We start from the raw sequence: 24674 nt of genomic DNA on the forward strand, positions 1-24674 counted from the left end.
GCTCCTGTGTCCCGGGAGGAGCCCGATGCCCACCGCATTCCTGCGCTGCACCCTCGCCGCCGCCACCGCGGTGGTCCTGGCCGCATGCAGCACCACGCCGACAACGCCGACGACGCCGTCGGGAGCGCGCGCCGCGCGCACCGCACCGCCCGCGGTTTCGACCGCGCGCGGGGCCACCATCATGCTCACGCCCGCTTCGGGCAGCCTGGTCAGCGGCAAGCTCGTCGCCGCGCCGATCGCCGGCGGCGTGCGCATCACCGGCGAGATCGGCGGCCTGGCGCGCGGCAGCACGCACGCGATCCACATCCACGAGAAGGGCGATTGCAGCGCGGCCGACGCGACCAGTGCGGGTGGCCACTTCAATCCGGCGCAGCAGCCGCACGGCCGCGCCGGCAGCGGCCCGCACCACGGCGGCGACATGGACAACATCGTCGCCGACAGCAGCGGCGTCGCCCACGTCGACGTGCGGGCACTCGGGGTCAGCCTCGGTGGCGGCGCGACCGACATCGGCGGCCGCGCCGTGGTCGTGCACGCGGCGCCCGACGACTACGCAACGCAACCGGCGGGCAATGCCGGCGCGCGGGTCGCCTGCGGGGTGATCACGCTGTTGCCATGACCGCCGCGGGGCGGCGGCCCGTGCCGGCTCAGTCCAGCACGCCGACGTCGTCGCCTTCGGTGCAATGCACGAAGTTGACCGGCACGCCGTGCGCGCCCAGCACCGCGGCGATCTGCCGCTGCCGGGCGAGGAAATGCTCGTGCTGGCGCTCCAGCCGGGCCCGGCCTTCGGTGGTGTCGCAGGGCGCGTCGGTGGCGTAGCGCTGCTTCCACGCCCGCGGTTCGAACAACGCGATGCGCGCCTCGCCACCGGCGTAATGCAGCAGCGGTTCCGGCGGCGCATCCAGCCAGGCTTCGCCATCGGGATCGAGCAAGGCGGTTTCCAGCACCGGCCACAACGGCGCGAGGCCGGCGTGCTCGTACTGCAGCGCGGTCATCGCGGCGAGGTCGTGCGCGGTGAGGTAGCGCGCGTGCTCGATCTCGATGCCGAAGGCCGCCTGCGCGGCGAGCGCGGTGGCGGCGCCGGCCATGCCGCGCTCGATCAGTTCGCGCTCGAAGCGGTCGCCGACCCGCGCCACGATCGCGGCGTCGCCGCCGAGCACGAACGGCACCAGCCGGAAGGGACCGCCGAGATGGTCCGGCGACGGCGCCAACGCGCCGGGCAACTGCCCGTCGTGCGCGCCGGAGGAAGTCCCCTTGGGGGGCGCGCCGAAGGCGATGATGCGGCCGCTCGCGTCGCCCGGGGCGCGCGCCGACAACTGGTCGAGCTCGCGGTGCAGCGCCCAGCCCGGGCGCAGCAGTTCCACCGGGTCGTAGTGCGCGCCCACCGTCACCAGCTGCAGTTGCGCGGCGTCGGGCGCGAACGTGGCGAGGTCGCGGGCCATGTGCGCGCCGAGCTCACCGGCTTCGGCCTGGGCCAGCGTCGTGCGCGCCACTGGCGCGTCGCCGCGCAACTCCAGCGCCAGCGCGCCGAGCACGTGCAGCGGCGGCGCGGAATCGTGGCGGCGGGAGGCGTCGTCGGCGGCAGGGGGCATGCGGGAACGTTCTCGATATCGGCAGGCGGTCGTGAAAGCCGGCGCCTGCGGTTGGTCGCGCCCTAAGGCGGCGCTACACTCGCGGCCATTATCACCGTCCGCAAGAGTATGGCGGACGGTGCACGTCCCGACGACGCCAGTTCAGGCTCACGCCGCCTGCGCGGCGGCGTCCCCAACATCGAAGGTGCCCGATGCGACCCATCCGTCCCGTTGCCGTGCTCGGCGGCGTCCGTATCCCGTTCTGCCGCCAGAACACCGCCTACGCGGACGTCGGCAACCTGGGCATGTCGGTGCGCACCCTGGGCGCGCTGGTCGAGAAGTTCGGCCTCCACGGGCAGCAGCTGGGCGAGGTCGCGCTGGGCGCGGTGATCAAGCACAGCAGCGACTGGAACCTCGGCCGCGAAGCCACGCTGTCCTCGGGGCTGTCGCCGCTGACGCCGGGCATCACCATGCAGCGCGCCTGCGGCACCTCGCTCGACACCATCGTCGCCATCGCCAACAAGATCGCCACCGGCCAGATCGAGGTCGGCGTCGGCGGCGGCTCCGACACCACTTCCGACGTGCCGATCGTGTACGGCAAGCAGCTGCGCCGGCGCCTGCTCGACGCGGCGATGGGCAAGACCAACGGCGACAAGCTGCGCGCGTTCAAGGGTTTCAGCTTCCGCGAACTCAAGCCGGATTTCCCCGGCGTCGCCGAGCCGCGCACCGGCAAGTCGATGGGCGACCACTGCGAGGACATGGCCAAGGAGTGGAACATCTCGCGCGACTCGCAGGACGAGTGGGCGCTGTCCTCGCACAAGAAACTCGCGGCCGCCTACGAGCGCGGCTTCTTCGACGACCTGGTGGTGAGCTTCCGCGGCGTCTCGCGCGACAACATCCTGCGCGCCGATTCGACCCTGGAGAAGCTGGCCTCGCTGAAGCCGGCGTTCGACAAGACCTCCGGCCGCGGCACGCTCACCGCCGCCAACTCGACCCCGCTCACCGACGGCGCCGCCGCATGCCTGCTCGCCTCGGAAGAGTGGGCCGCCGCGCACGGTCATGAAGTGCTGTGCCACCTGCGTGACGCGCACGTCGCCGCGGTCGACTTCGTCCATGGCGAAGGGCTGCTGATGGCGCCGACCATCGCGGTGCCGGAAATGCTCCGGCGCAACGGCCTGACCCTGCAGGACTTCGACATCTACGAGATCCACGAGGCCTTCGCCGCGCAGGTGCTGTGCACGCTGCGTGCGTGGGAGAGCGAGGACTACTGCCGCAACCGCCTCGGCCTGGACGCGCCGCTGGGCCGCATCGATCCGGCCCGGATCAACCCGGTCGGCTCCTCGCTCGCGGCCGGCCATCCGTTCGCCGCGACCGGCGCGCGCATCGTCGCCACCGCCGCCAAGCAGCTCAAGGAACGCGGCGGCGGCCGCGCGCTGGTGTCGATCTGCACCGCCGGCGGCATGGGCGTGGTCGCGATCCTCGAACGCTGAGCGCTTCCGGGCCGAAAGCGAGAAGGGCGCCGCGCGGCGCCCTTCTGCGTTCGTGGCGGGGTTACTCGCGCAGCCGTGGCACGCCGTGCTCGTCGCGTTCCTCGACGGCGGCCTGGTCGAAGATTTTCTGCCGCAGGTCGCGGCCAGGCAGTTCTTCCACCGCCTCGCCACGGGTGGCGCGCAACGCGTTGACGTAACTCTGGCGCGCGCGCGGTTCGTCGCCGCTCGCGGCGAAGCCGTGGCCGAGTTCCTCCCACGCATCCGACCCCGCGCCTTGGGCGAGGGCCCGATGCAGGTAGCCCTCGGCCTGCGGCCACTGGCCCTGCGCCAGTGCGATGCGCGCCAGCGTCACCAGCAGCGCCGGACTCATCGGGCGCGCCTGCAGCCAGCGTTCGGCGTGGGCGCGGCGCGCGTCCAGGCGCGCGCGGTCCTGCGGCACCGGCAGGCGGCCGTACAACGCGGCCAATGACTCGTCCCACCGCGCCTCCAGCGCGGACTCGATGCTGTTCGCGGCCGCATCGTCCCAGCGCAGCGCCGCGGCGCGCTCGGCGTAGGCAGCGACGGTGCGCGCGTCGCATTTCAGCGGCTTGGGCAGGGCCTCCCAGCGGTCGGCGAGGACGTTGGCGTCGGCCGCCTCGCGCAGGCCGGCTTCGGCCCACTGCGCTTCCAGCGCGCCAAGGCGTTCGGCGGAAAGCACCTGCTGCTGGCGCAGCGCACCCAGCAACCCGTAGGCCTCGCCGCCGCGACCGAGGGCGGCCAGGGTTTCCGCGCGCAGCAGCACGCCGATGGGCGGCAGCGGCTGCGCGGCCGGCGCATCGAGCAAGGCCAGGGCGTCGGCATCGCGGCCCTCGGCCCGCGCCAGCCTGGCCATGGCGACTGCATGCGCGGCCGGCTGCGTGGCGGCGAGCGGCTCGACGTACTGCCGCGCCTGGGCGAGATCGCCGCGGCGTTGCGCCGCGCGCGCGGCGGCGAGCTGCGCGATGGCGGCGACGTCCTCGCTCTGCGCGGCCTGCACCAGCGATTTCTCCGCGCGCGACCAGTGGCCCTGTTCCGCGGCCAGCAGGCCGTCGGTGAGGCGCGCGCGCGCCTGCTTCTTGCGATGGCGGCGGAAGGCGACGAAGGGCAGGCTCAGCACCTTCCACGCCAGCCACAGCACGACCACCGTCGCCAGCAGCGCCAGCAGCGCGCCGACCAGCTTCATCTCCACCTGCTGCCCGCCGTAGCGGATCAGCACGTAGCCCGGATCCTGCACGAACAGCTGCGCCAGCAGCGCGCCGAGCAGGGCGAGGGCGATCCAGAACAGCAGGTTGCGGAACAGGTTCATGGCCGTGCGCTCGTCGGGGAAAGGAACGACGTCGAGGGAAGGAACGGCGTCGCTGCGCTAGCGGGCGCGCAACTGCCGCAGCTGCTGCAGCGTGCTGCCGAGCGTGGGAACGGCGAGTGAAAGGGGCAAGGCCGACAGCGCCTGCAATTTGGCGCGCTGCCGGGTGAGCGCGGCCGAGTCCGGCGCCAGCCGCTGTAGCCAGCTGTCGGCGCGGCGCAGCGCATCGCGGTAGCCGGCGGCATCTCGGCGTTCGGCCGCGGCGCGCGCCAGCGAGACTTCCAGCTGCAACCCGGCCAGGGCGGCCGCGCGGTCGGCCGCCTGCACGGCAACCGCGCGATCGGTGGGCTGCACCTGGATCAGGTTGCCGAACGCGCGCTGCCACCACGGCTTGAGTGCTTCGCGGGCGTCCACCGCGCGCTGCACCGGCGCGGTCACGTTCTGCGCGAACGCCTCGAGCTGCGCGACAGCGCGCACCCGCGGATCCACGCCCAGTGCATCCAGCGCGCTGCGTTCCTGTAGCAGGGTCTGGCGCAGGCTCAGGTAGGCCGGATCGTCGATGCCCTCGAGCACGCCGGCGGCGAGCGCGTAGGCGCGCCGCGCGCCATCGAGGTCGCCGGCGATCTGCAGGCGCTGGCTGCCGAGCGTGAGCAGCATCTCGGCCTCGTCCAGGCGCAGCGCCTGCGCGCCATGGCGATCGGGATCGGCGAGCTTCTCCACGCTGGCTTCGAGCAGGCCCGCGCGCTGGGTGATGCCGTCGAGCTCGTCGCGCAGGACGCGGTTGAGCGAATCGGCCTGCTGCAGGCGGCGGGCGTGCGCGCGCTGCTCGGTGCGCATCGCGTTGAGGCGCGCGGACAACGCGTCGACCTGCTGTTGCAGCACGGCCACGTCGTCGCGCTCGTGCGTCCGCCACTGGCGCCAGCCGGCGTAGGCGCCGACCGCGAGCAGGGCCAGCAGCACCAGCCACGGCCAGCGGCGCGGGGGGCGCGGGGCAGGTGTGTCGTCGGGAGGAGTGGACACGGCGCGACCCGGAATGTGATCAGGGTCTCATGCTACCGGATGCCGCCGCGGCCACCAGGTCGGCGGGGCGCGGGCCCGCGGCCACGGCGACCTCGTCGAAGCCGTGCGCGCGCGCCAGCGTGCGCAGGCGTTCGCTCGCGGCGACCACGCGCGCGCGGCGCAGGGTCGCGGCGAGTTCCGGCGGCAGTGCGGCGAGCACGCGTTGCAGCGCTTCGCCGCTGCTCAGCGCCAGCACCAGCGGCGCGCGCGCCTCGCGCAGTTGCGTCAGGCCGCGTGGCTGCAGCGGCACCGGGTCGCGCCCGTACACGTCGGCACGGCGGATGCGCGCGCCGCGCGCCTGCAGGGCCGGTGCGATCTCGCCGCGGCCGCCGGGCGCGGTGACCAGGCCGACGTCTAGGCCGGCGATGTCCTGCAGCGCCGGCAGCGCCAGCAGGCCTTCGCTGTCCATGCGCGCGGGCGCCTGCACCTCGTGCACGCCGGCGCGACGCAGGGCCGCGGCCGTGCCCGCGCCCACCGCGCACCAGTGCTGGCCGCGCGCCGGCGCGAACGGCTGCAGGCGGCGGGCGGCGCGCACCGCGGCGGGGCTGGTGAACACGACGCGCGGCGCCGCCAGTGCGGCGTCGAGGTCGGTGCGCGTGCGGCTGTCGTCGTGCGCGACCAGCCGCCACGGCGACAGTGCGATCAATCCGGCACCGTGGCGCGCCGCCGCGCGCCGCATCGCGGCGTGCTCGCCGCGGGGCCGCAGCGAGATCACATACCATGACGGGGTGCCGCGCCGGTTCATGGCGCGCAGCTTACAAGGACCTTGCCGCAGCGATGCCCCACGCCGCCGACCTCGAGCGCCTCAACGCCCACTACCAATCGATGCCGCCGGTCGCGCTGATGCAGCTGAGCATCGCCGGCTACGACGGCCACCGCCTGCAACTGCATGCGCCGCTGGCGGTGCATGTCAACGACAAGGGCTGCGCGTTCGGCGGCAGCCTCGCCTCGATGATGACGCTGGCCTCGTGGGGCGTGGTGGCGCTGCTGGTCGAACGCGCCGGCCTGCACGCGGACATCTACGTCGCCGACAGCCAGATCCGCTACCTCGCGCCGCTGTTCGCCGACCTCGACGTCATCGCCGAGCCCGCGCACGACGCCGATCCCGCGGACTTCATCGACACCCTGCGCACGCGCGGCCGCGCCCGCATCGGCCTGGTCGCGCGCACGCGCCTGCCCGACGGCGGCCTGGCCACCGATTTCACCGCGCGGTACGTGGCGATCGCGCGGGCCTGATCGTTGGGCGAGAAGTGGATGAACCTGCCGCGGCGCGCCGGGGCAACGCATCCCCGGGCTCTTGCATTTGCCGGGCGGCAACGCAGTCGAAGCCGCCCGCGCCGCGCTAGGATGCCGCATCCGATCACGGGACTGCCCGCATGACGCGTCTGTACAAAGCCCTTCGCACGCCGGCCTTCGCCCTGCTGGGCGCATTCGCATTCGCCCTGCTCACCGCGTGCGCCTCCAGCGGCACGCAAGGCACCAAGCTGGAGCAGGCGCAGTACGCCTGGTCGGCCGCGATCCGCTGGGGCGACTTCGAAGGCGCGGTGAACCTGATCGATCCCAAGGTGCGCGAGAAGCTGGAACTCACCCCGCTGCAGCTGGAGCGCTACAAGCAGGTGCAGATCTCGGGGTATCGCGACATGGGCGCGGACTCCAACCTCGACGCCGGCACCGCCGTGCGCGACATCGAGATCGGTGTGATCAACCGCCACACCATGGCCGAGCGCACCGTGCGCTACCGCGAGACCTGGCGCTGGGACGCCGACGCCAAGGCGTGGTGGATCACCAGCGCACTGCCGGATTTCTGGGACGGGCAATGACGCCGCGACGCGGCCAGGTACGCCGCTGCGCATGACCGACCTCGCGCTGTACGACGTCGACGGCGCCCCGCTCGCGCACCTGCACACCGGCGGCGTCGCGTTCGCTGGGCGCGCGCTGCCGGCGACGATCCGTCCCGCGGCATTGCAGCGCCTGCACCCGGAAAGCCGCGTAGCGCCCTACGCCAGCGCGTAGTACGTCGCGATCGCGACGAACACCGCCAGGGTCTTGATCACGGTGATCGCGAAGATGTCCTTGTAGGACTGGCGATGGCTGAGTCCGGTGACCGCGAGCAGGGTGATCACCGCGCCGTTGTGCGGCAACGTGTCCATGCCGCCCGAGGCCATCGCCGCGATCCGGTGCAGCACCTCCATCGGGATGCCCGCGGCCTGCGCGTTGGCGATGAAGCTGTCGGCCATCGCCGCCAGCGCGATGCTCATGCCGCCGGAGGCCGAGCCGGTGATGCCGGCGAGCGCGGTCACGGTCACGGCCTCGTTGACCAGCGGGTTGGGGATCGCGGCCAGCGCGTTGGCGACGACGAGGAAGCCGGGCAGGGCGGCGATCACCGCGCCGAAGCCGTACTCGGAGGCGGTGTTCATCGAGGCCAGCAGCGCGCCGCCGATTGCGTGCTTGCTGCCTTCGGCGAAACGCTCGCGCACCGGCTTCCACGCAAACACCAGCACGGTCGCGATGCCGACCAGCAGCGCGCCTTCCACCGCCCAGATCGCGGCGACCTTGGAGACTTCCTGCACCACCGGCGCGGCCTTGCCCATCACCGCCGGCACGAACTCGTGGCTGGCGCCATACGCGCGCGGGATCAGCACGGTGAACAGCTTGTTGCTCACGCCGACCAGCACCAGCGGCAGGATCGCGACCAGCGGATGCGCGAGCGCGGCGCCGCCGAACGCCGCCGGCTCGTTCACCAGCGTGGCCGCATCGCCGTAGCCCTCGCCGCGCTTCAGCGCGGCGCGGCGGCGCCATTCCAGGTACGACAGGCCGGCGCCGAGGATGAACACCGAGCCGGTGATGCCCAGCAGCGGCGCGGCCCACGAATCGGTGCCGAAGAACGAGGTCGGGATGATGTTCTGGATCTGCGGCGTGCCCGGCAGCGCGTCCATGGTGAAGGTGAACGCGCCCAGCGCGATCGTGCCGGGGATCAGGCGCTTGGGGATGTCGCCCTGGCGAAATAGTTCTGCGGCGAACGGATACACCGCGAACACCACCACGAACAGCGACACCCCGCCGTAGGTCAGCAGCGCGCACACCGCCACGATCGAGAGCATCGCGCGGCCGGCGCCGAACACCCGGATGGTCGCACTCACGATCGAGCGCGAGAAACCCGACAGTTCGATCAGCTTGCCGAACAGCGCGCCGAGCACGAACACCGGGAAGTACAGCTTGAGGAAGCCGACCATCTTGTCCATGAACAGGCCGGTGAACATCGGCGCGACCAGCGTGGGATCGGTCAGCAGCACCGCGCCCAGCGCCGCGACCGGCGCGAACAGGATGACGCTGTGGCCGCGGTAGGCCACGTACATCAGGAAGCACAGCGCGGCCAGCACGATCAGAAAGGACATCCACGACTCCATGCGCGCCGCGACCGGTGCGCCTACTGGCCGCGAGTGTCCCGGCGCGGCCGTGGACGGCCCATTGTCCGAAGGTACGATGCCGCCCCTGCGGGGCCGGCCCTAGCCTTGCGCAAACGGTGGCAGGGGTCCGCCGTATGCATACGCACGACCCGCAGGAGGGGACGCGATGAAGCGCAAGGTTTTGAGTCTGGCGATCGGTTCGGTGCTGGTATCGGCATTGGCCGCACCGGTGGCATGGGCGCAGGACGCCGCGCCCGCGGACACCACGCCGCAGGCGAAGGCGACCAACCTGGGCGCCGTCACCGTGACCGCGCGCAAGCGCGAGGAGACGCTGCAGGAAGTGCCGGTCGCCGTCACCGCCTTCACCGCCGACGCGCTGGACAAGCTCAACGTCGAGGACATTTCCGACCTGGATGCGCAGGTGCCCAACCTGACCATCTACGCCGCGCGCGGTTCCAGCAGCACGGTCACCGCCTACATCCGCGGCGTCGGCCAGTCCGATCCGCTGTGGGGCGTGGATCCGGGCGTGGGCATCTACATGGACGACGTGTACATCGCCCGACCGCAGGGCGCGCTGCTCGACGTGTTCGACGTCGACCGGGTCGAGGTGCTGCGCGGCCCGCAGGGCACGCTGTACGGCAAGAACACCATCGGCGGCGCGATCAAGTACATCTCGCGCGGCCTGCCGCGGCAGTTCGACGGCAACGCCTCGATCACCGTGGGCAACTACAACCAGCTCGACGTGAAGGCCGCCGTCGGCGGCCCGATCGGCGGCGCCGACAGCGGCCTGCGCGGCCGCATCGCCGTGGCCAGCCTCAACCGCGACGGCTTCGGCGAGAACACGGTCACCCACCAGGACGTCAGCGACAAGGAAATCCTCGCCCTGCGCGGCCAGCTCGGCGCGTACGCCGGCGACAACTTCGACGTGCAGTTCGCGTTCGACTGGATGGACGACCAGTCCGGCGTGCGCGGCGCGCAGATGCTGGAGGCCAACCGCTTCGTCCCCGGCGTGCTGCCGATGGACTCGCGCTACGACGTGCGCAACGGCATGCCCAACGTCAACGACACCACCATGAAGGGGGCGTCGCTGACGGCGAACTGGCGCGCCAGCGACGACTGGTCGTTCAAGTACGTGCTCGCCAAGCGCGAGTCGGACACCGAGACCAACATCGACTTCGACACCACCCAGGCCAAGATCGCCGACGTCAAGGCGTTCTACAGCGACCAGCAGGTCAGCCATGAAGTGCAGGCGAACTACGATGCCGGCGGCCGCGCGCGCGGCGTGATGGGCATCTACGCCTTCACCGGCGACGCCGGCGGCCAGGTGCTGAACAACTTCTTCAACCTGTCCTTCGGCGATACCCAGGGCATCGTCCGCACCGAAAGCGTCGCCTTCTACGCCGACTGGACCTTCGACCTGACCGAGAAGCTCAAGCTCGACGTCGGCGCGCGTTACACCGACGAGGACAAGCGCGCGACGGTGCTCAACCGCTGCTACACCAGCGCCACCTTCGCCACCCAGCGCGACTGCACGCCGGCCAACCCGTCCGACGACCCGGCGGCGGCGAACTTCGACAAGAGCATCAACTTCAAGAACCTCTCGCCGAAGATCTCGCTCGACTACCAGGTTACCCCGGACATCATGGTCTACGGGCTGGCCTCGCGCGGCTTCAAGTCCGGCGGCTACAACATCCGCGCGCAGGCGACGACGGTGCCGCGTTCGGCCGAGCCGTTCGACGACGAGCAGGTGGACAGCTTCGAGGTCGGCAGCAAGATGGCCTTCCTCGACAGCACGCTGTTCCTCAACCTGGCCGCGTTCCACAACAAGTACAAGGACATCCAGCTGTCGGTATTCACCGCGCTGCCGACCGGCGGCTTCTTCGGCGACTTCACCAACGCCGGCGAAGGCACCGTCAACGGCGTCGAGCTCGAATACCAGTGGCTGCCGGGCGACCACTGGCGCATCAGCGGCAACCTGGCCTGGCTGGACGCCAAGTACGACGAGTTCAAGTTCTTCAACCCGCTGACCGCGAGCACCATCGACATCGCGGACGAACAGGAATTCACCAACGCCCCCGAGTTCTCCGGCGCGTTGAACCTGGAATGGCGCACCGGCCTGGCCAGCGGCGGCGAGCTGTCCGCGCGCATCAGCTACAGCTACCAGAGCGAGGTGACCGCGACCACCGAGATCATCCGCACCGTCACCCCGCCGATCGCCCCGTTCGGGCGCCCGCCGATCACCCAGGACGGCTACGGGCTGATCAACGCCGGCGTGACCTGGCGCATGAACGATGCCTGGTCGTTCTCGCTCAACGGCAGCAACCTCGCCGACGAGGAGTACCGCACCACCGGCTACAACCTCAACCAGGCGCTGGGCGTGTACACCGGGTTCTACGGCGCGCCGCGCCAGTACTCGCTGACCGCGCGTTTCGACTTCTGACCGATCGACCTCTCTGCGGTGGGCTGCGCGGCGCTGGATGCGAATCCACGCCGCGCTTTTCTTTGCCGCTTCGGTCCACCCGGCGCCGCGGCCGCGGCGGACCGCTATGCTCGTGACGTGACCCCACTGCCCGCCGACCCGACCCGCGCCCCGCCATGCTCCATCCCGGCCTGATCGTCTGCGCCGCGCTGCTGTGGCTGGGCCTGCTGTTCGCGGCCGGCATCTACGGCGAACGCCATCCGCAGGCCTTCGCCGCGCGCTGGCAGCACGTCTACGCGCTGTCGCTCGCGGTCCACTGCACCTCGTGGACGTTCTACGGCACCGTGACCCAGGCGGCGCGCTACGGCTGGCCGCTGCCGCCGACCTTCCTCGGCGCGATCCTGCTCTACCTGCTCGCCGCCGCGGTGATGCTGCGGCTGGTGCGGCTGGCGCGCGAGACCAACGCCACCTCGATCGCCGACCTGATCGCGACCCGCCTGGGGAAGGACACCTGGCTGGCGGCGACGGTGACGCTGGTCGCCGCGCTCGGCCTGGTGCCATACATCGCGCTGCAGCTCAAGGCGATGGCGATGAGCTTCGCCGTGCTCAGTGGCCGCGGCGGCAACGGCGCGGCGGTGCCGCCATGGCAGGACGTCGCGTTGTACGTGGCCCTGGCGATGGCGCTGTTCGCGATGCTGTTCGGCACGCGCCGGGTCAGCGCGGCCGAGCACAACCGCGGGCTGGTGCTGGCGATGGCGTTCGAGTCGCTGCTGAAGCTGGCGGCGATGCTCGCGCTGGGCGCGTTCGTGTGGTGGGGGCTGGGCGAGTTGCCGGCCGCGCCACCGCCGCCGGTGGTGGCGGCCGACGGCGGCTTCGTGCCGCTGGTGCTGCTGGGCGCGTTCGCGATGTTCATTCTGCCGCACCAGTTCCACATCGCGGTGGTGGAATGCCGCGACGAGCAGGACGTGCGCACCGCGCGCTGGCTGTTCCCGCTGTACCTGGTGCTGATCGCACTGCCGGTGCTACCGCTGGCGCGCGCCGGGCAGGCGCTGCTGGGCGGCAGCGGGGTGTCGTCCGACATGTACGTGCTCGCCCTGCCGTTGTCGCAGGGCCATGCCGGGCTCGGGCTGTTCGCGTTCCTCGGCGGCCTCAGCGCGGCCACCGGCATGGTCGTGGTCAGCACGCTCACGCTGAGCCTGATGATCGGCAACCACTGGCTCGCGCCCGGGCTGCTGCGCCGCACGTGGACGCCCGACGGCAGCGGCGACCTGCGCGGCGCGGTGCGGCTGCAGCGCCGCGTCGGCATCGTCGCGATCATGCTGCTGGCGTGGATGTACGGACGCGCCGTCGCCGGCAGCGCGGCGCTGGCCGACGTCGGCGCGGTGAGTTTCTCGGCGCTGGCGACGCTGGCGCCGGCGCTCGCGTTCGCGGTGTGGCGCCCGCACACGCCGCCGCGCGCGGCGATCGCGGGGATCGCGGCCGGCTTCGCGACTTGGGCCTGGTGCCTGCTGTTGCCGGTGCTGGCCAGTTCGCATGGGGTGGCGCCGGAATGGATCGGCAGCGGCCCGTTCGGCGTGCAGTGGCTGGCGCCCGATGCGCTGTTCGGCTTGACCGGCTGGAGCCGGCTCGGCCGCGCGGTCGGGGCGAGCCTGTTCGTCGGCACCGCGACCACGGCGCTGGTCGCGGTCTGGCGCAGCGCGCCGGCGCGGCGCGAATCGCGTGGCCTCGGCGCGGCGACGCTGCGCAGCGCGGGCCGCCGTTTCCTGCCGCGCGAGCGGGTCGCCGAACTGCTGGCGGCGGCGCCCGCGGCCGGCCCGGTGCCGCACGAAGTCGAAGCGGCGATGGAGCACGAACTCGCCGCGGTGCTGGGCTCGGCGTCGGCGCGCGTGCTGCTCGACGCCGCGCGCCGCGAGGGCGGCAACGGCCACGACCTCGACACCGTCGCCGCGATCGTCGACACCGCGGCGCAGGACCTGCGCTTCAACCAGCGCGTGCTCGAGGCCGCGCTGCACAACATGAGCCAGGGCATCAGCGTGGTCGACTCGCAACTGCGCCTGGTCGCCTGGAACCGGCGCTACGCCGAACTGTTCGGCTTCCCCGCGTCGCTGCTGCGCGTGGGCACGCCGATCGCGGAACTGTCGGCGTGGACGCTGCAGCGCATGCCGCACAAGGGTTCGCCGGCGCAGGCGCTGGCGCGGCGCCTGGCGTTCATGCGCGCGGGCTCGGCGCACCTGTCCGAACGCGTGTTCCCCGATGGCAGCATCGTCGAGATCCGCGGCAATCCCATGCCCGGTGGCGGCTTCGTCGCCACCTTCACCGACGTCACCGCGTTCCGTCGCGCCGAAACCGAGCTGCTGCAGGCCAACGAGACCCTGGAGCAGCGCGTGGGCGAGCGCACCACCCTGCTCGAGCAGGCCAAGCGCGAAGCCGAAACCGCCAACGACGCCAAGAGCCGCTTCCTCGCCGCGATCGGCCACGACCTGCTGCAGCCGCTGCACGCCGCGCACCTGTTCACCGACGCGCTGGCGCAGCAGCTCGACGCGCGTGCCCACGACGCGCGCGCCCCCGACACGCTCGCCCATGACACGCTCGCGCAGGTGCGCGGCGCGCTGGACTCCACCACGGGCCTGCTCACCGGCTTGCTCGACATGTCGCGGCTGGAGGCCGGCGGACTGGTGCCGGAGCCGCGCGCGATGCCGCTGGCGGAAGTGCTCGAGCCGCTGGTGTCCGAGTTCCGCGCGCTCGCGGCGGAGCGCGGCCTGGGCTTCCGCTACGTGCCCAGCGCGCGCTGGGTCGACACCGATCCGCAGCTGCTGCGCCGCGTGCTGCAGAACTTCCTCGCCAATGCGGTGCGCTACACCACCCGCGGCAGCGTATTGCTCGGCGTGCGCCGCGTCGGCGGCGGCGTGCGCATCGAGGTGCACGACACCGGACCGGGGATCGCGCGCGAACACCAGCGCATGATTTTCGAGGAGTTCCGTCGCGGCGGCGATGCGCCGGGGCAGGGCCTCGGCCTGGGCCTGGCGATCGCGGACCGCATCGCCGGCCTGCTGCACGCGCCGCTCACGCTGCGCAGCGAACGCGGGCGCGGCACCGTCTTCGGCGTCACCGTCGCGGGTGCACCGGCGCAGGCGCGCGAACCGCTGCCGCCGCCGGTCGGACATCCGCAATTGCCCGGGCTGCACGTGCTGGTGGTCGACAACGAGCCGCTCGCCGGCAACGCGTTGCGCCAGGTGCTGGAAGGCTGGGGCTGCCGGGTGAGCGTGGCCGGCCACGGCCCCGGCGCGCAGGCCGCGATCGCGACCGATCCCGCCGATGCGTGGCTGTTCGATTTCCACCTCGACGACGACACCGGGGTGGCCCTGCACGGCCGCCTCGCCCGCGACTTCGGCGCGCGCCCCGCGGTGATCCTCACCGCCGATCCGGGCGAAGGCGTGCGCCGCGCGGTGCAGGACGCCGGGCTGCCGCTGCTGCTCAAGCCGCTCAAGCCGCTGGCGCTGAAGTCGGTGCTCGATCGCTTGCTGGCCGCGCGACGCGTGCACTGAATGGGGCGCCGCGGCGCTCGCCGCATATACATCCGTAAACGGTTCAGAAGCTGGGCATCACGCCGCTGTGGGAGGGTGACACCTGTCACGAAACCGTTTTCCCGGCGTTCCTACCCTTTGCGCCGGGGCCGCGCCAGCGTGGAGATCGCTGCGGTAAAGCGTGCCGGAACGGCATGGTCGCCGGCCCGGCAACCACAGGGGACTACACGATGCCCGCGGGACGGGTCGGCAACATCCGCAGCAGCGACGACAGCCAGCACCAAGCGGACCTGACCGCCCGGCTGCTGGGTGCCGGCACGCCCGCCGAACTGGCCGCGATCATCTGCGACGAACTGCCCTGGGCGCACCAGCGCGACGTCTGCGTGCAGTGGTCGACGCGCTGGCCGTACAACATCGCCAGCCATCCGGAGCGCCGCGACACCGGCGTGCTCGCCGCCCGCGCCACCGATTTCCTGCACGAGACCCGCGCCGGCGGCAGCTTCGGCTCGATGCGCATGCTCCACGACGACGGCGATTGCAGCGTGGCCGTCCTGCACTGCCCGCCGGATTGCCCGGACGTGGCCGAGACCGCCCGCATCCGCATGGGCGAACTGCTGCGCATCCAGCGCATGCAGGAAAGCGTGGTGCGGCTGGAGGAAGCCGAAAAGCTCCAGCGCTCGCTGTACGCCATCGCCGACATGGCCGGTTCCGACCTGGACATGCCGGACATGCTGCGCGGCCTGCATCGGATCGTCGCCGACCTGATGTACGCCGACAATTTCTACATCGCGCTGTACGACCGCGAGCGCGACAGCCTGCGCTTCCTGTACTTCGAGGACGTCGAGGATCCGCAGCCGCTGGTGGAAGCCAACGAGATCCCGCTCGCACGCATCGAGCGCGGCCTGACCTGGTACCTCGTGCGCGACAAGCGCCCGCTGATGGGCAGCACCAACGAGCTGCGCCTGCAGGTGTCCGGGCAGATGCGCCTGCATGGCGCCGACAGCAGCGACTGGCTGGGCGTGCCGATGATGCGCGAAGGTGCGGTGCAGGGCGTGGTCGTGGTGCAGAGCTACACCGGAAAGCGCCACTACACCACCGCGGAGATGTCGCTGCTGGCGTTCGTCGCCGAGCACATCCTCACCGCGCTGGAGCGCAAGCGCGGCCGCGCCGAACTCGAGCAGCGCGTGGTCGAACGCACCCAGCAGCTGGAGACCGCCAACCACGAGCTGCGTCGCGAGGTCGGCGAGCGCGAACGCGGCGAACGCCTGCAGGCCGCGCTGTACCGCATCGCGGCCCTGGCCAGCTTCGACGAGAGCAGCGCCTCGTTCTACCGCCACGTGCACGCGATCGTCGGCGAGCTGATCGATGCGCGCAATTTCTACATCGCGCTGCGCTCGGCCGACGGCGCCAGCGTGTCGTTCCCGTATGCCGCCGACCAGTACGAACGCGAGTGGTCGCCGCGCAGTTCCGGCCGCGGGCTGACCGAATACGTGCTGCGCACCGGCCGCCCGCAGCTGGTCGACCGCGAACGCGCGCAGGCGCTGGCCGACGCCGGCGAGATCGATCCCGCCATGCTGGATGGCCCGACCCTGGTGTGGCTGGGCGCGCCGCTGCTCGGCGTGGAAGGGGTGATCGGCGTGGTGGCGGTGCAGAGCTACGAGGGCGCCAGCGCCTACGACGAGCGCGACGCCGAACTGCTCACCTTCGTGTCCTACCAGATCGCCAACAGCCTGCAGCGCCGGCATGCGGCCGAACTGCTGCAGCAGGCCAACGCCGAGCTCGAGCAGCGGGTCGAGGCGCGCACGCTCGAGCTGCGCGAACAGATCACGGTGCGCGAGCAGATCGAGGCGCAGCTGCAGCACCAGGTGATGCACGACGCGCTGACCCGGCTGCCGAACCGCGTGTACCTGCGCGACCGCATCGATCGCGCGATCGCACGCGTGCGCCGCACCGGCGACGGCTTCGGCGTGCTCTACATCGACGTCGACCGCTTCAAGGTCGTCAACGACAGCCTCGGCCACGCCGCCGGCGACGAGATGCTGCGCGAAGTCGCGCGCCGCCTCGCCTACTGCGTGCGCGAACCCGACACGGTCGCGCGCCTGGCCGGCGACGAGTTCGTGCTGCTGCTCGAGCACGTGCTGCAGCCGGAGATGGCGTGCAAGGTCGCCCAGCGTGTGCTGGAGGCGCTGCAGGCGCCGATGCAGGTAGCCGGCCGCGAACTGCGCGTGTCGGCGAGCATCGGCATCGCCCTGGCCGACGCCGGCTGCGAATCGGCCGACCGCATCCTGCACGACGCGGACTCGGCGCTGTACCGCGCCAAGAGCATGGGCCGCAACCGCTTCGTCCTGTTCGACGACGCCATGCACGAGACCGCCATGGTCGTGCTCGACATGGAACAGGCGCTGCGGCGCGCGCTCGCATGCCGCGAGTTCGAACCGTACTTCCAGCCGCTGGTGCGCCTGGACGACGAGCGCATCGTCGGCTACGAGGCGCTGCTGCGCTGGCACCACCCGCTGCGCGGGGTGCTCGCGCCCGCGCAGTTCCTCAAGGTGGCCGAGGACAGCGGCCTGATCGAGGACATCGACTGGTGCCTGTTCCGGCTCGCCCTCGAGGCCGGCCGCGAGCTGGTGCGCGACGGCAGCTTCATCACCCTCAACGTCTCGCCGCGGCTGTTCCAGCACAACGACTTCGACCGCAAGCTGCTGGCGCTGATCCACGAGGTCGGCTTCGACGGCCGGCGCCTGCGCCTGGAAGTCACCGAAGGCACGCTGCTGGGCGATCCCGAGGCGGTCGCGGCGATGCTGCAGCGCCTGCGCGACGCCAACATCGAATCCGCGCTGGACGATTTCGGCACGGGCTACTCCTCGCTCGGCCACGTCCATCACTTCCCGCTGAAGATGATCAAGATCGACCGCAGCTTCATCACCCCGTTCGCGGCGGGCGTCGCCCCGCGCAGTTCCGCGGTGATCGAGGCGATCCTCGCCTTGGGCAACGCGCTCGGCGCGGAGATCGTCGCCGAGGGCATCGAGACGCAGTACCAGCGCGACGTGCTGCAGGGGATGGGCTGCGTGTACGGCCAGGGCTTCCTGTTCGCGCGGCCGGAGCCGGCGCGGCATTGGCTGGCGCGGCGCGACGGCGCGGCGCGCCTGCCCGCGTAACCCCGGGTGCGCGTCAGCCTTCGAGCTGGCGCGCCGGGTCGCTCAGTTCCAGTTCGCGCAGGACCACGCCCGCCTGGGTGCGGTTGCGCACGCCGAGGCGGTCGAAGATCGCGGTGAGGTGCGCCTTCACCGTGCGTTCCTGCACGTCGAGGCGGTCGGCGATCTGCTTGTTGAGCAGGCCCTGCGCGACCAGCACCAGCACGCGGAACTGCTGCGGCGACAGACTAGCCAGGCGCGCGGCGAGGTCGGCGTCGTGCGCGGACGAGCGTGCACGCGAGACCGGCGCGCGCAGCGCGCTCGGCAGCCACTGCTCGCAGGCGAGCACGCTGCGGATCGCCTCGCGCAGTTCGTCCAGGCCGGAACTCTTGGGCAGGTAGCCGGCGGCGCCGTGGTCGAGCGCGCGGCGGATCACCCGCGGGTCGTCGTTCGCCGACACCACCACCACCGCCACGCCCGGGTGCTGCGCGCGGATCGCCGCCAGCCCGGCCAGGCCGTGGTTGCCCGGCATGTGCAGGTCGAGCAGGACCAGGTCGATGTCGGGTTCGGCCTCCAGCGCGGCGAGCACGCCGTCGAGCGAATCGGCCTCGCGCACGCGCAGGTCGGCGACCGCCTCCGCGGCGGCCCCGCGCAACGCGGCGCGGAACAGCGGGTGGTCGTCGGCGACGAGCAGGGACGGCATGGCGTGTGGGCGTGCGCGCGGCGGTTACTGCACCGTCCAGCCGCCGTCCACGTCGATGGTGTGGCCCGTGATGTTGCGCGCGTGCGCGGACATCAGGAACGCGGTGATCCCGCCGAGTTCCTCGAAGCTGATGAACACCCCCTTCGGCATCGGCTTGAGCATCACCTCGCTCACCACCTGCGATTCGGGGATGCCGCGCGTGCGCGCCTGGTCGGCGATCTGCTTGTCGACCAGCGGGGTCTTCACGTAGGTCGGGCAGATGGTGTTGATGGTGATGTCGTTGTCGGCCGTCTCCAGCGCGATCACCTTGGAGAAGCCGAGCAGGCCGTGCTTGGCGGCGACGTAGGCGCTCTTGTACGGCGAGGCGACCAGCGAGTGGATCGAGCCGATGTTGACGATGCGGCCGAAGCCGCGCGCGCGCATGCCCGGCAGCAACGCGCGGGTGAGGCGGGCGACGCCGACCAGCATCACGTCGACCAGGAACTCCCACTTCTGCATCGGGAATTCCTCCAGCGGCGCCACGTGCTGCAGGCCGGCGTTGTTGACGAGCACCTCGACCGGGCGTGACACCGCCGCCAGCGCGGCTTCGATGCTGTGGTCGGAGGTGACGTCGAGCGCGAGCGCTTCGGCCGAGCCCCCGGCATCGCGCAGCGACTGCGCGACGGATTCGGCGGCGTCGCGATTGACGTCGGTCACGACCAGGTGGTGGCCGGCGCTGGCCAGTTCGGCGGCGATGCCGGCGCCGATGCCGCTGCCGGCACCGGTGATGAGGATGCAGCGGGAAGCCATGGGTGTTGGTGCGCGCAGCTTGGGAGGACTCCAGCCTAGCAGGCACGCATTGCCGCCACTTGGTACGAAAGTACGATGCCGGCGCGGGTGCGGCTTGCTAGGGTCGCGGCATGGACAAACTGCCCTCCGCGTCGCCTGCGCGTTCGTCGACGCGCGCCCTCGTTTCCGGCCTGGCCATCGGTGCGCTGCTGGCCGGCTGCGCTTCCGCACCGGACCATCGGGACTCCGCCCCCATGCTGACCACCGCGACCCTGAGTTCCCCGCTGCGCGTGAGCGAGCATCGTGGTAGCGACGACCTGCTCACCGCGGGCCTGGGCCTCGCCGGCCTGCGCGCGCTCGCGCCGCCCGCGTTCGCCGACGCCGCGCATCCGACCCCGGAAGAATTGCGCCGGCGCGTGATCTGGGCCAACTGGCGCGGCATTGCCGACCTCGCCCCCGGCGGCGGTTACGGCGAGTGGTACGGCAGCACGGCGGCGGTGCCGGGGCGCGAATTCGCCGCGCTCGCCACCGTGCCGGGCGCGACGCAGCCGCACCGCGTGTTGCTGCAGCTGCCCGATGCGTTCGATGCCGAGCGCCCGTGCGTGGTGGTCGCCGCGTCGTCGGGCTCGCGCGGCGTCTACGGCGCGATTGCCGTGGCCGGCGCCTGGGCGCTGCCGAAGGGCTGCGCGGTTGCGTACACCGACAAGGGCGCGGGCACCGACTACTTCGACCTCGACGCGGGCCGCGGGGTGGCGCCTGATGGCACCGTCGCCGATGCCGGGGCGACGCTGGCGTTCAAGCCGAGCGCGAACGGCGCGCGCGGGATCGCGGTCAAGCACGCGCACTCGCAGGACAACCCCGAGGCCGACTGGGGCCGTCACGTGCAGCAGGCGGCCCAGTTCGCCCTGCTCGCGCTCAACGAGGCGTATCCGCGCCGTGGCTTCACCTTCGCCAACACGCGGGTGATCGCGGTCGGCATCTCCAACGGCGGCGGCGCGGTGCTGCGCGCGGCCGAACTCGACCACGACGGCTGGCTCGACGCGGTCGTCGCCGGCGAACCCAACGTCAGCGTCGCCGGCGCGCGTCCGCTCTATGACTACACCACCGAAGCCGCGCTGCTGATGCCGTGCGCATTGCTCGCGGTGGAGGGCGTGCCGGCGTCGCCGTTGTCGGCGCAGGCCCGCGCGCTCGCGCCGGCGCGCTGCGCGTCGCTGGCCGCGGCCGGCGTGCTGCCCAATGGCGAGGTGAAGGCGCAGGCGCGGGCCGCCTACGACGCCCTGCGCACCTCCGGCTGGAGCGAGGAGGCGCTGCGCGCGGGCGCGCTGTCGGTCGACTTCGACCTCTGGCGCGCGGTCGCCGTGACCTATGCCTCCGCCTACGGCCGCTTCGTGCCGGGCGCGCACCCCTGCGGCTACGGCTTCGCCGCGCAGAACGCCGATTTCAGCGCGCGCGCGGCGACGGACAACGAACGCGCCGCGTGGTGGGCCGACGGTAGCGGCATCCCGCCGGGCGCGGGCGTGGGCATCGTCGATGCGAAGCTCGCCGCGCCCGATTTCACCTATGCCGGCGTGAACTGCCTGCGCGGGTTGTGGACCGGCGACGGCGCGGACGCCGCGCGCGTGCGGCAGGGCGTCGCGGAACTGCGCGCCGGCGTACCGCGCAAGGACCTGCCCACGGTGGTGATCCATGGCAGCGACGACGGCCTGGTCCCGGTCGCCTTCAGCAGCCGGCCGTGGGTGGCCCAGGCGCAGGCCGCGGGTAGCGCCGTGCGCTACTGGCAGGTGCGGCATGCCCAGCACTTCGACGCGTTCCTGGCGTTGCCGGATTACCGCGCGCGCTACGTCCCGCTGCTGCCGTACGTGTATGCGGCGCTGGACCGGGTCACCGCGCACCTGGACGATCCCGCGCGGCCGCTGCCGGCCGATGCCGTGATCGAAACCGCGCCGGCCGCCGCACCGCTCACCGCCGCGCAGCTGGCGATCCCGCGCTAGCGCCCTGAGCCGGGGCGCTTTTGCGCCCCCGCACGGCGTGGGCGACAATCGCCGCCCCTTACACCCGGCTGCCGTATCCGTGGACTTCCAAGCACTGCTCGCCTTCGCCGAACGCCATTCGCTGCTCTCGCTCGGCTTGGTGGCACTCACCGTGGCGCTGGTCTACACCGAGGTCGCGCGCCTGTTCCGCGGCTTCAGGGCCCTGCGTCCGGCCGAACTCACCGCCCTGATCAATCGCGACAACGCGCTGGTGGTCGACCTGTCGGCGAGCAACGATTTCGAGAAGGGCCATATCGCCGGGAGCAAGTCGGTGCAACCCAGCCAGTTCGATCCCGAGAACAAGCTGCTCGCCGGCGCGAAGTCCCTGCCGGTGGTGGTCGTATGCCGCACCGGCCAGGCCTCGGCCGACGCCGCCAAGCGGCTGAAGAAGGCCGGCTTCGAGCACGTCCATTGGCTCGACGGCGGCATCGCCGCCTGGCAGCAGGCCGACCTCCCGCTGGTCAAGGGCCGGCACTGACCGCTGGCCTTGCGAAGCGTCCGCGGCCGCCCCACGTCGGGTAGCGGAGCCGCGACATCCGGCGGGCGTCACCCGCTAGCCGTTGCCTTGCGGGCCGCCAGTTTGCCGGCCCGGCCGCCCCAACCGGCCATGCCATAATCGCCGTCTTTTCCGAAATTCCTGCTGGAGTAGCACCGATGTCCGAAGAAATCGCCAACGGCACCACCGAAGCCACCGGACCGGTGTTCTCGGTCGAGAAGATCTACGCCAAGGACGTGTCGTTCGAAGTCCCGGGCGCGCCCGCCGTGTTCAACGAGCAGACCCAGCCGCAGCTGCAGATGAACCTGCAGCAGGCCGTGCAGCGCCTCAACGAGAACGCCTACGAGGTCGTCCTCGGCATCAACCTGACCTGCGCCGTCGGCGACAAGGCCATCTACGTCGCCGAAGTGAAGCAGGCCGGCGTGTTCGGCTTGGCCGGCTTCGACGCCGCCACCCTCGATGGCATGCTCGGCGTGCACTGCCCGACCGTGCTGTATCCGTACGCCCGCCAGCTGATCAGCGACCTGATCCAGGCCGGCGGCTTCCCGCCGTTCTTCCTGCAGCCGATCAATTTCGAAGCGCTGTACGCCGAAGGCCTGCGCCAGCGCGCCGCCCAGCAGGCGGCCGACGGTGCGGACCTCGCCGGCGCCGAAACCGCCGGCAACGCCTGATCGACCCGGCCGCACCGGCTTCCGCGTGACAGTGCAAGCGCCTGCAAGCGTCGCGGTCGTCGGTGCCGGCTCCTGGGGCACCGCGCTTGCGGCCCTGATCGCCCGGCACGGTTGCCAGACCGTGCTGTGGGGCCGCGATGCCGCGTGCATCGCGGCCATCAACGCCCGCCACGAGAACCCGCGCTACCTGCCGGGGATCGCGCTGCCGGACAGCCTGACCGCCACCACCGATCTCGCCACCTGCGTCGGCGCCGCCGACCTGGTGCTGGTAGTGGTGCCCTCGCATGCCTTCGCCGAGACCCTGCGCGCGCTCACGCCGCACCGGCCGGCGCACGCGGGCGTGGCCTGGGCGACCAAGGGTTTCGAGCCGGGCAGCGGCCGCTTCCTGCATGAAGTCGCCGCGGACATCCTGGGCAACCGCGGGCGCGGCGACGACGTGCCGTTGGCGGTGGTGACCGGACCCTCCTTCGCCAAGGAAGTCGCGATCGGCCTGCCCACCGCGCTGACCGTGCATTCGGACACCGCCGCGTTCGCGCAGGCGGTCGCCGACGTGCTGCACGGACCGGCGTTCCGCGCCTACACCGGCGACGACATGCTCGGCGCCGAACTCGGCGGAGCGATGAAGAACGTGCTGGCGGTGGCCACCGGCGTCGCCGACGGCATGCAGCTCGGCCTCAATGCGCGCGCCGGCCTGATCACGCGCGGCCTCAACGAGATGCTGCGCCTCAACCAGGCGATCGGCGGCAAGGCGGAAACGCTGATGGGCCTGGCCGGCCTCGGCGACCTGGTGCTGACCTGCACCGGCGACCTCTCGCGCAATCGCCGCCTCGGCCTCGCGCTGGGTCGCGGCCAGTCGATCGCCGACGCGGTGCGCGAGATCGGCCAGGTGGTCGAGTCGGTGCAGACCGCCGACGAAGTGATGCGCCAGGCGGACAAGCACGGCATCGAACTGCCGATCTCCAGCGGCGTGCAGCGCGTGCTGCACGGAGAGCTGACTCCGGCCGACGCGCTGCGGCAGCTGCTCGCGCGCGAGCAGAAACCCGAATACCCGGTCGGCCTGTTCGGCTGACCCGGCGCGCCTGTGACGTCACTCCGCGGCGTGAACCGCGGCGATCGTGGAAGGCGTGGTCATCGCGCGTGAATGTCCCGCGGCCATCGCCGCGACCGCCATCAGCAACAACGCGAGCCAGTTGCGCATCCGCGACGTCCTGAATTCCCTGCGATCCATTGCTCCACCCCCTGTCCATGCCAACGGCGAGGCCGCACCGCGGCGGACACATGCGAGCCGGGTCGGGGGTGACCGGCGGCGCGTCGGTGGATCGCGACGCGCAGGCAAAAAGAAGCCCGGAAGGACCGGGCTTCAATCCGCGACAGTTTCGGGGGAGAGAGAGAAGTGTCGCGTCTAGCACTGGTGAGAACGGGCCGGTCGGGGAATACCGGCCCGTTGCCGGTGCCTTAGAACGTGAGGCGCGGGCCGACGAAGTACTGGGTGTCGCCATCGGCGAACTTCACGTCGCCAGTGACGCCCCAGTTCTGGTTGAACTTCACCTGCGCGCCGACGCGACCGTAGAAGTCGCCGTCGAACTGGTCGCCATCCTCGTAGCCGGCCAGCGCGTAACCTTCCAGGTTCGGCATCAGCGCGCTGCGCACGCCGACTTCGGCGCTGTAGCCATCGAGGCGGTCGAAGCCTTCGACCTTGTAGTTCTCGTAAGCGACGCGGGCGAGCAGGTCGGTGTTGGTGGCGATCGGGTGGTTGTAGCCGAGGCCGACGCGCCACTGGTCGACGTCGACGCCGTCGAAGCGCACGCCGCCGATGGTTTCATCGTCGGTCTTCTGGAAGGTGTAGCCGCCGAAGACATGGAAGTTGTCGGTCAGGGCGCCGGAACCATTGATGCCCCAGCCGTCGGCATCGGCGCCGTCGGCGTTGGTGGCGACGTAGCCGCCTTCGACGTAGTTGTAGGACAGGCCCTCGGCCGCCGAAGCAGCGAACGGGAGGGCGGCCAGCAGGGTCAGGGCAAGCAAGGACTTCTTCATAAGGTCTCAGCCTTTCAGTGTTGTTGGGGCCGGAGCTGACTGGGGAATCT

General features: G+C 71.7%; 20 protein-coding genes. 12 read left to right on the plus strand and 8 right to left on the minus strand.

Translation table 11 applies throughout. The annotated features are described in order from the left end of the window. Positions 1 to 25: 25 nt before the first annotated feature. Complete coding sequence (locus BP05_RS11780; RefSeq protein WP_496363640.1) at positions 26 to 616, plus strand: superoxide dismutase family protein; 591 nt, start codon at positions 26 to 28, stop codon at positions 614 to 616. Between the two features lie 28 nt (positions 617 to 644). Here BP05_RS11780 and BP05_RS11785 read toward each other — a convergent pair whose 3' ends face one another. Further along, complete coding sequence (locus BP05_RS11785) at positions 645 to 1589, minus strand: hypothetical protein (RefSeq protein WP_496363642.1); 945 nt, start codon at positions 1587 to 1589, stop codon at positions 645 to 647. 191 nt (positions 1590 to 1780) lie between these two features. Between BP05_RS11785 and BP05_RS11790 the strand changes: the two genes are divergently transcribed. Next, entirely contained in the window at positions 1781 to 3058 is a 1278-nt protein-coding gene (locus BP05_RS11790) for an acetyl-CoA C-acetyltransferase (protein WP_496363644.1), read from the plus strand. Between the two features lie 61 nt (positions 3059 to 3119). Here the strand turns inward: BP05_RS11790 and BP05_RS11795 are convergent, their stop codons facing one another. Genes BP05_RS11795 through BP05_RS11805 form a run of 3 tightly spaced genes read right to left on the minus strand, consistent with a single transcriptional unit; the run spans position 3120 to position 6183 of the window. Continuing rightward, entirely contained in the window at positions 3120 to 4382 is a 1263-nt protein-coding gene (locus BP05_RS11795; protein ID WP_496363646.1) for a heme biosynthesis HemY N-terminal domain-containing protein, read from the minus strand. 57 nt (positions 4383 to 4439) lie between these two features. Next, positions 4440 to 5399, minus strand: a complete 960-nt coding sequence (locus BP05_RS11800) for a uroporphyrinogen-III C-methyltransferase (protein ID WP_496363648.1) — start codon at positions 5397 to 5399, stop codon at positions 4440 to 4442. Positions 5400 to 5418: 19 nt separating this feature from the next. Continuing rightward, the gene (locus BP05_RS11805) at positions 5419 to 6183 is read right to left on the minus strand and encodes a uroporphyrinogen-III synthase (protein ID WP_496363650.1); all 765 of its coding nucleotides are present in this window, start codon (positions 6181 to 6183) and stop codon (positions 5419 to 5421) included. Between the two features lie 32 nt (positions 6184 to 6215). Between BP05_RS11805 and BP05_RS11810 the strand changes: the two genes are divergently transcribed. From BP05_RS11810 to BP05_RS11820, 3 genes are all read left to right on the plus strand, one after another. After that, positions 6216 to 6674 (plus strand): YiiD C-terminal domain-containing protein, encoded by a 459-nt coding sequence (locus BP05_RS11810; RefSeq protein WP_496363652.1) that lies wholly within the window; start codon positions 6216 to 6218, stop codon positions 6672 to 6674. Positions 6675 to 6814: 140 nt separating this feature from the next. Further along, complete coding sequence (locus BP05_RS11815) at positions 6815 to 7258, plus strand: hypothetical protein (protein WP_496363654.1); 444 nt, start codon at positions 6815 to 6817, stop codon at positions 7256 to 7258. 31 nt (positions 7259 to 7289) lie between these two features. Further along, positions 7290 to 7451: a hypothetical protein gene (locus BP05_RS11820; protein WP_496363656.1), complete on the plus strand. Its 162-nt coding sequence runs from the start codon at positions 7290 to 7292 to the stop codon at positions 7449 to 7451. Here the strand turns inward: BP05_RS11820 and BP05_RS11825 are convergent. Beyond that, positions 7436 to 8833 carry a GntP family permease gene (locus tag BP05_RS11825; protein ID WP_496363658.1) on the minus strand — a complete coding sequence of 466 codons (1398 nt, stop codon included), beginning with the start codon at positions 8831 to 8833 and terminating at the stop codon, positions 7436 to 7438. The genes BP05_RS11820 and BP05_RS11825 overlap by 16 nt on opposite strands. 178 nt (positions 8834 to 9011) lie before the next feature. Between BP05_RS11825 and BP05_RS11830 the strand changes: the two genes are divergently transcribed. From BP05_RS11830 to BP05_RS11840, 3 genes are all read left to right on the plus strand, one after another. After that, positions 9012 to 11285 carry a TonB-dependent receptor gene (locus BP05_RS11830; protein WP_496363660.1) on the plus strand — a complete coding sequence of 758 codons (2274 nt, stop codon included), beginning with the start codon at positions 9012 to 9014 and terminating at the stop codon, positions 11283 to 11285. 155 nt (positions 11286 to 11440) lie between these two features. Continuing rightward, positions 11441 to 14809, plus strand: coding sequence for a hybrid sensor histidine kinase/response regulator (locus BP05_RS11835; RefSeq protein ID WP_496363662.1), 3369 nt, complete (start codon positions 11441 to 11443; stop codon positions 14807 to 14809). A gap of 209 nt (positions 14810 to 15018) precedes the next feature. Beyond that, on the plus strand, positions 15019 to 17946 hold the full coding sequence (locus BP05_RS11840; RefSeq protein WP_496363664.1) for a putative bifunctional diguanylate cyclase/phosphodiesterase: 2928 nt from the start codon (positions 15019 to 15021) through the stop codon (positions 17944 to 17946). Between the two features lie 13 nt (positions 17947 to 17959). Here the strand turns inward: BP05_RS11840 and BP05_RS11845 are convergent, their stop codons facing one another. Together BP05_RS11845 and BP05_RS11850 are read right to left on the minus strand one after the other, a co-directional pair. After that, on the minus strand, positions 17960 to 18625 hold the full coding sequence (locus BP05_RS11845; protein ID WP_496363666.1) for a response regulator transcription factor: 666 nt from the start codon (positions 18623 to 18625) through the stop codon (positions 17960 to 17962). A gap of 24 nt (positions 18626 to 18649) precedes the next feature. Further along, positions 18650 to 19414, minus strand: coding sequence for a 3-hydroxybutyrate dehydrogenase (locus tag BP05_RS11850; protein ID WP_496363668.1), 765 nt, complete (start codon positions 19412 to 19414; stop codon positions 18650 to 18652). A 110-nt stretch (positions 19415 to 19524) separates the two neighbouring features. Here BP05_RS11850 and BP05_RS11855 point away from each other — a divergent pair, with 110 nt between their 5' ends. The 4 genes from BP05_RS11855 (at position 19525) to BP05_RS11870 (ending at position 23659) form a co-directional block, all read left to right on the plus strand. After that, a complete protein-coding gene (locus tag BP05_RS11855; protein ID WP_496363670.1) occupies positions 19525 to 21384 on the plus strand; it encodes a 3-hydroxybutyrate oligomer hydrolase family protein in 1860 nt (619 codons plus the stop codon). A 79-nt stretch (positions 21385 to 21463) separates the two neighbouring features. Further along, positions 21464 to 21901 carry a rhodanese-like domain-containing protein gene (locus BP05_RS11860; protein WP_496363672.1) on the plus strand — a complete coding sequence of 146 codons (438 nt, stop codon included), beginning with the start codon at positions 21464 to 21466 and terminating at the stop codon, positions 21899 to 21901. 176 nt (positions 21902 to 22077) lie between these two features. Next, the gene (gene secB / locus BP05_RS11865; RefSeq protein WP_496363674.1) at positions 22078 to 22590 is read left to right on the plus strand and encodes a protein-export chaperone SecB; all 513 of its coding nucleotides are present in this window, start codon (positions 22078 to 22080) and stop codon (positions 22588 to 22590) included. A 31-nt stretch (positions 22591 to 22621) separates the two neighbouring features. Beyond that, on the plus strand, positions 22622 to 23659 hold the full coding sequence (locus tag BP05_RS11870) for an NAD(P)H-dependent glycerol-3-phosphate dehydrogenase (protein ID WP_496363676.1): 1038 nt from the start codon (positions 22622 to 22624) through the stop codon (positions 23657 to 23659). A 386-nt stretch (positions 23660 to 24045) separates the two neighbouring features. Here BP05_RS11870 and BP05_RS11875 read toward each other — a convergent pair whose 3' ends face one another. After that, positions 24046 to 24624, minus strand: a complete 579-nt coding sequence (locus BP05_RS11875) for an outer membrane beta-barrel protein (RefSeq protein ID WP_496363678.1) — start codon at positions 24622 to 24624, stop codon at positions 24046 to 24048. Between the last annotated feature and the right edge of the window lie 50 nt (positions 24625 to 24674).

Source organism: Lysobacter oryzae DSM 21044 (assembly GCF_059568595.1).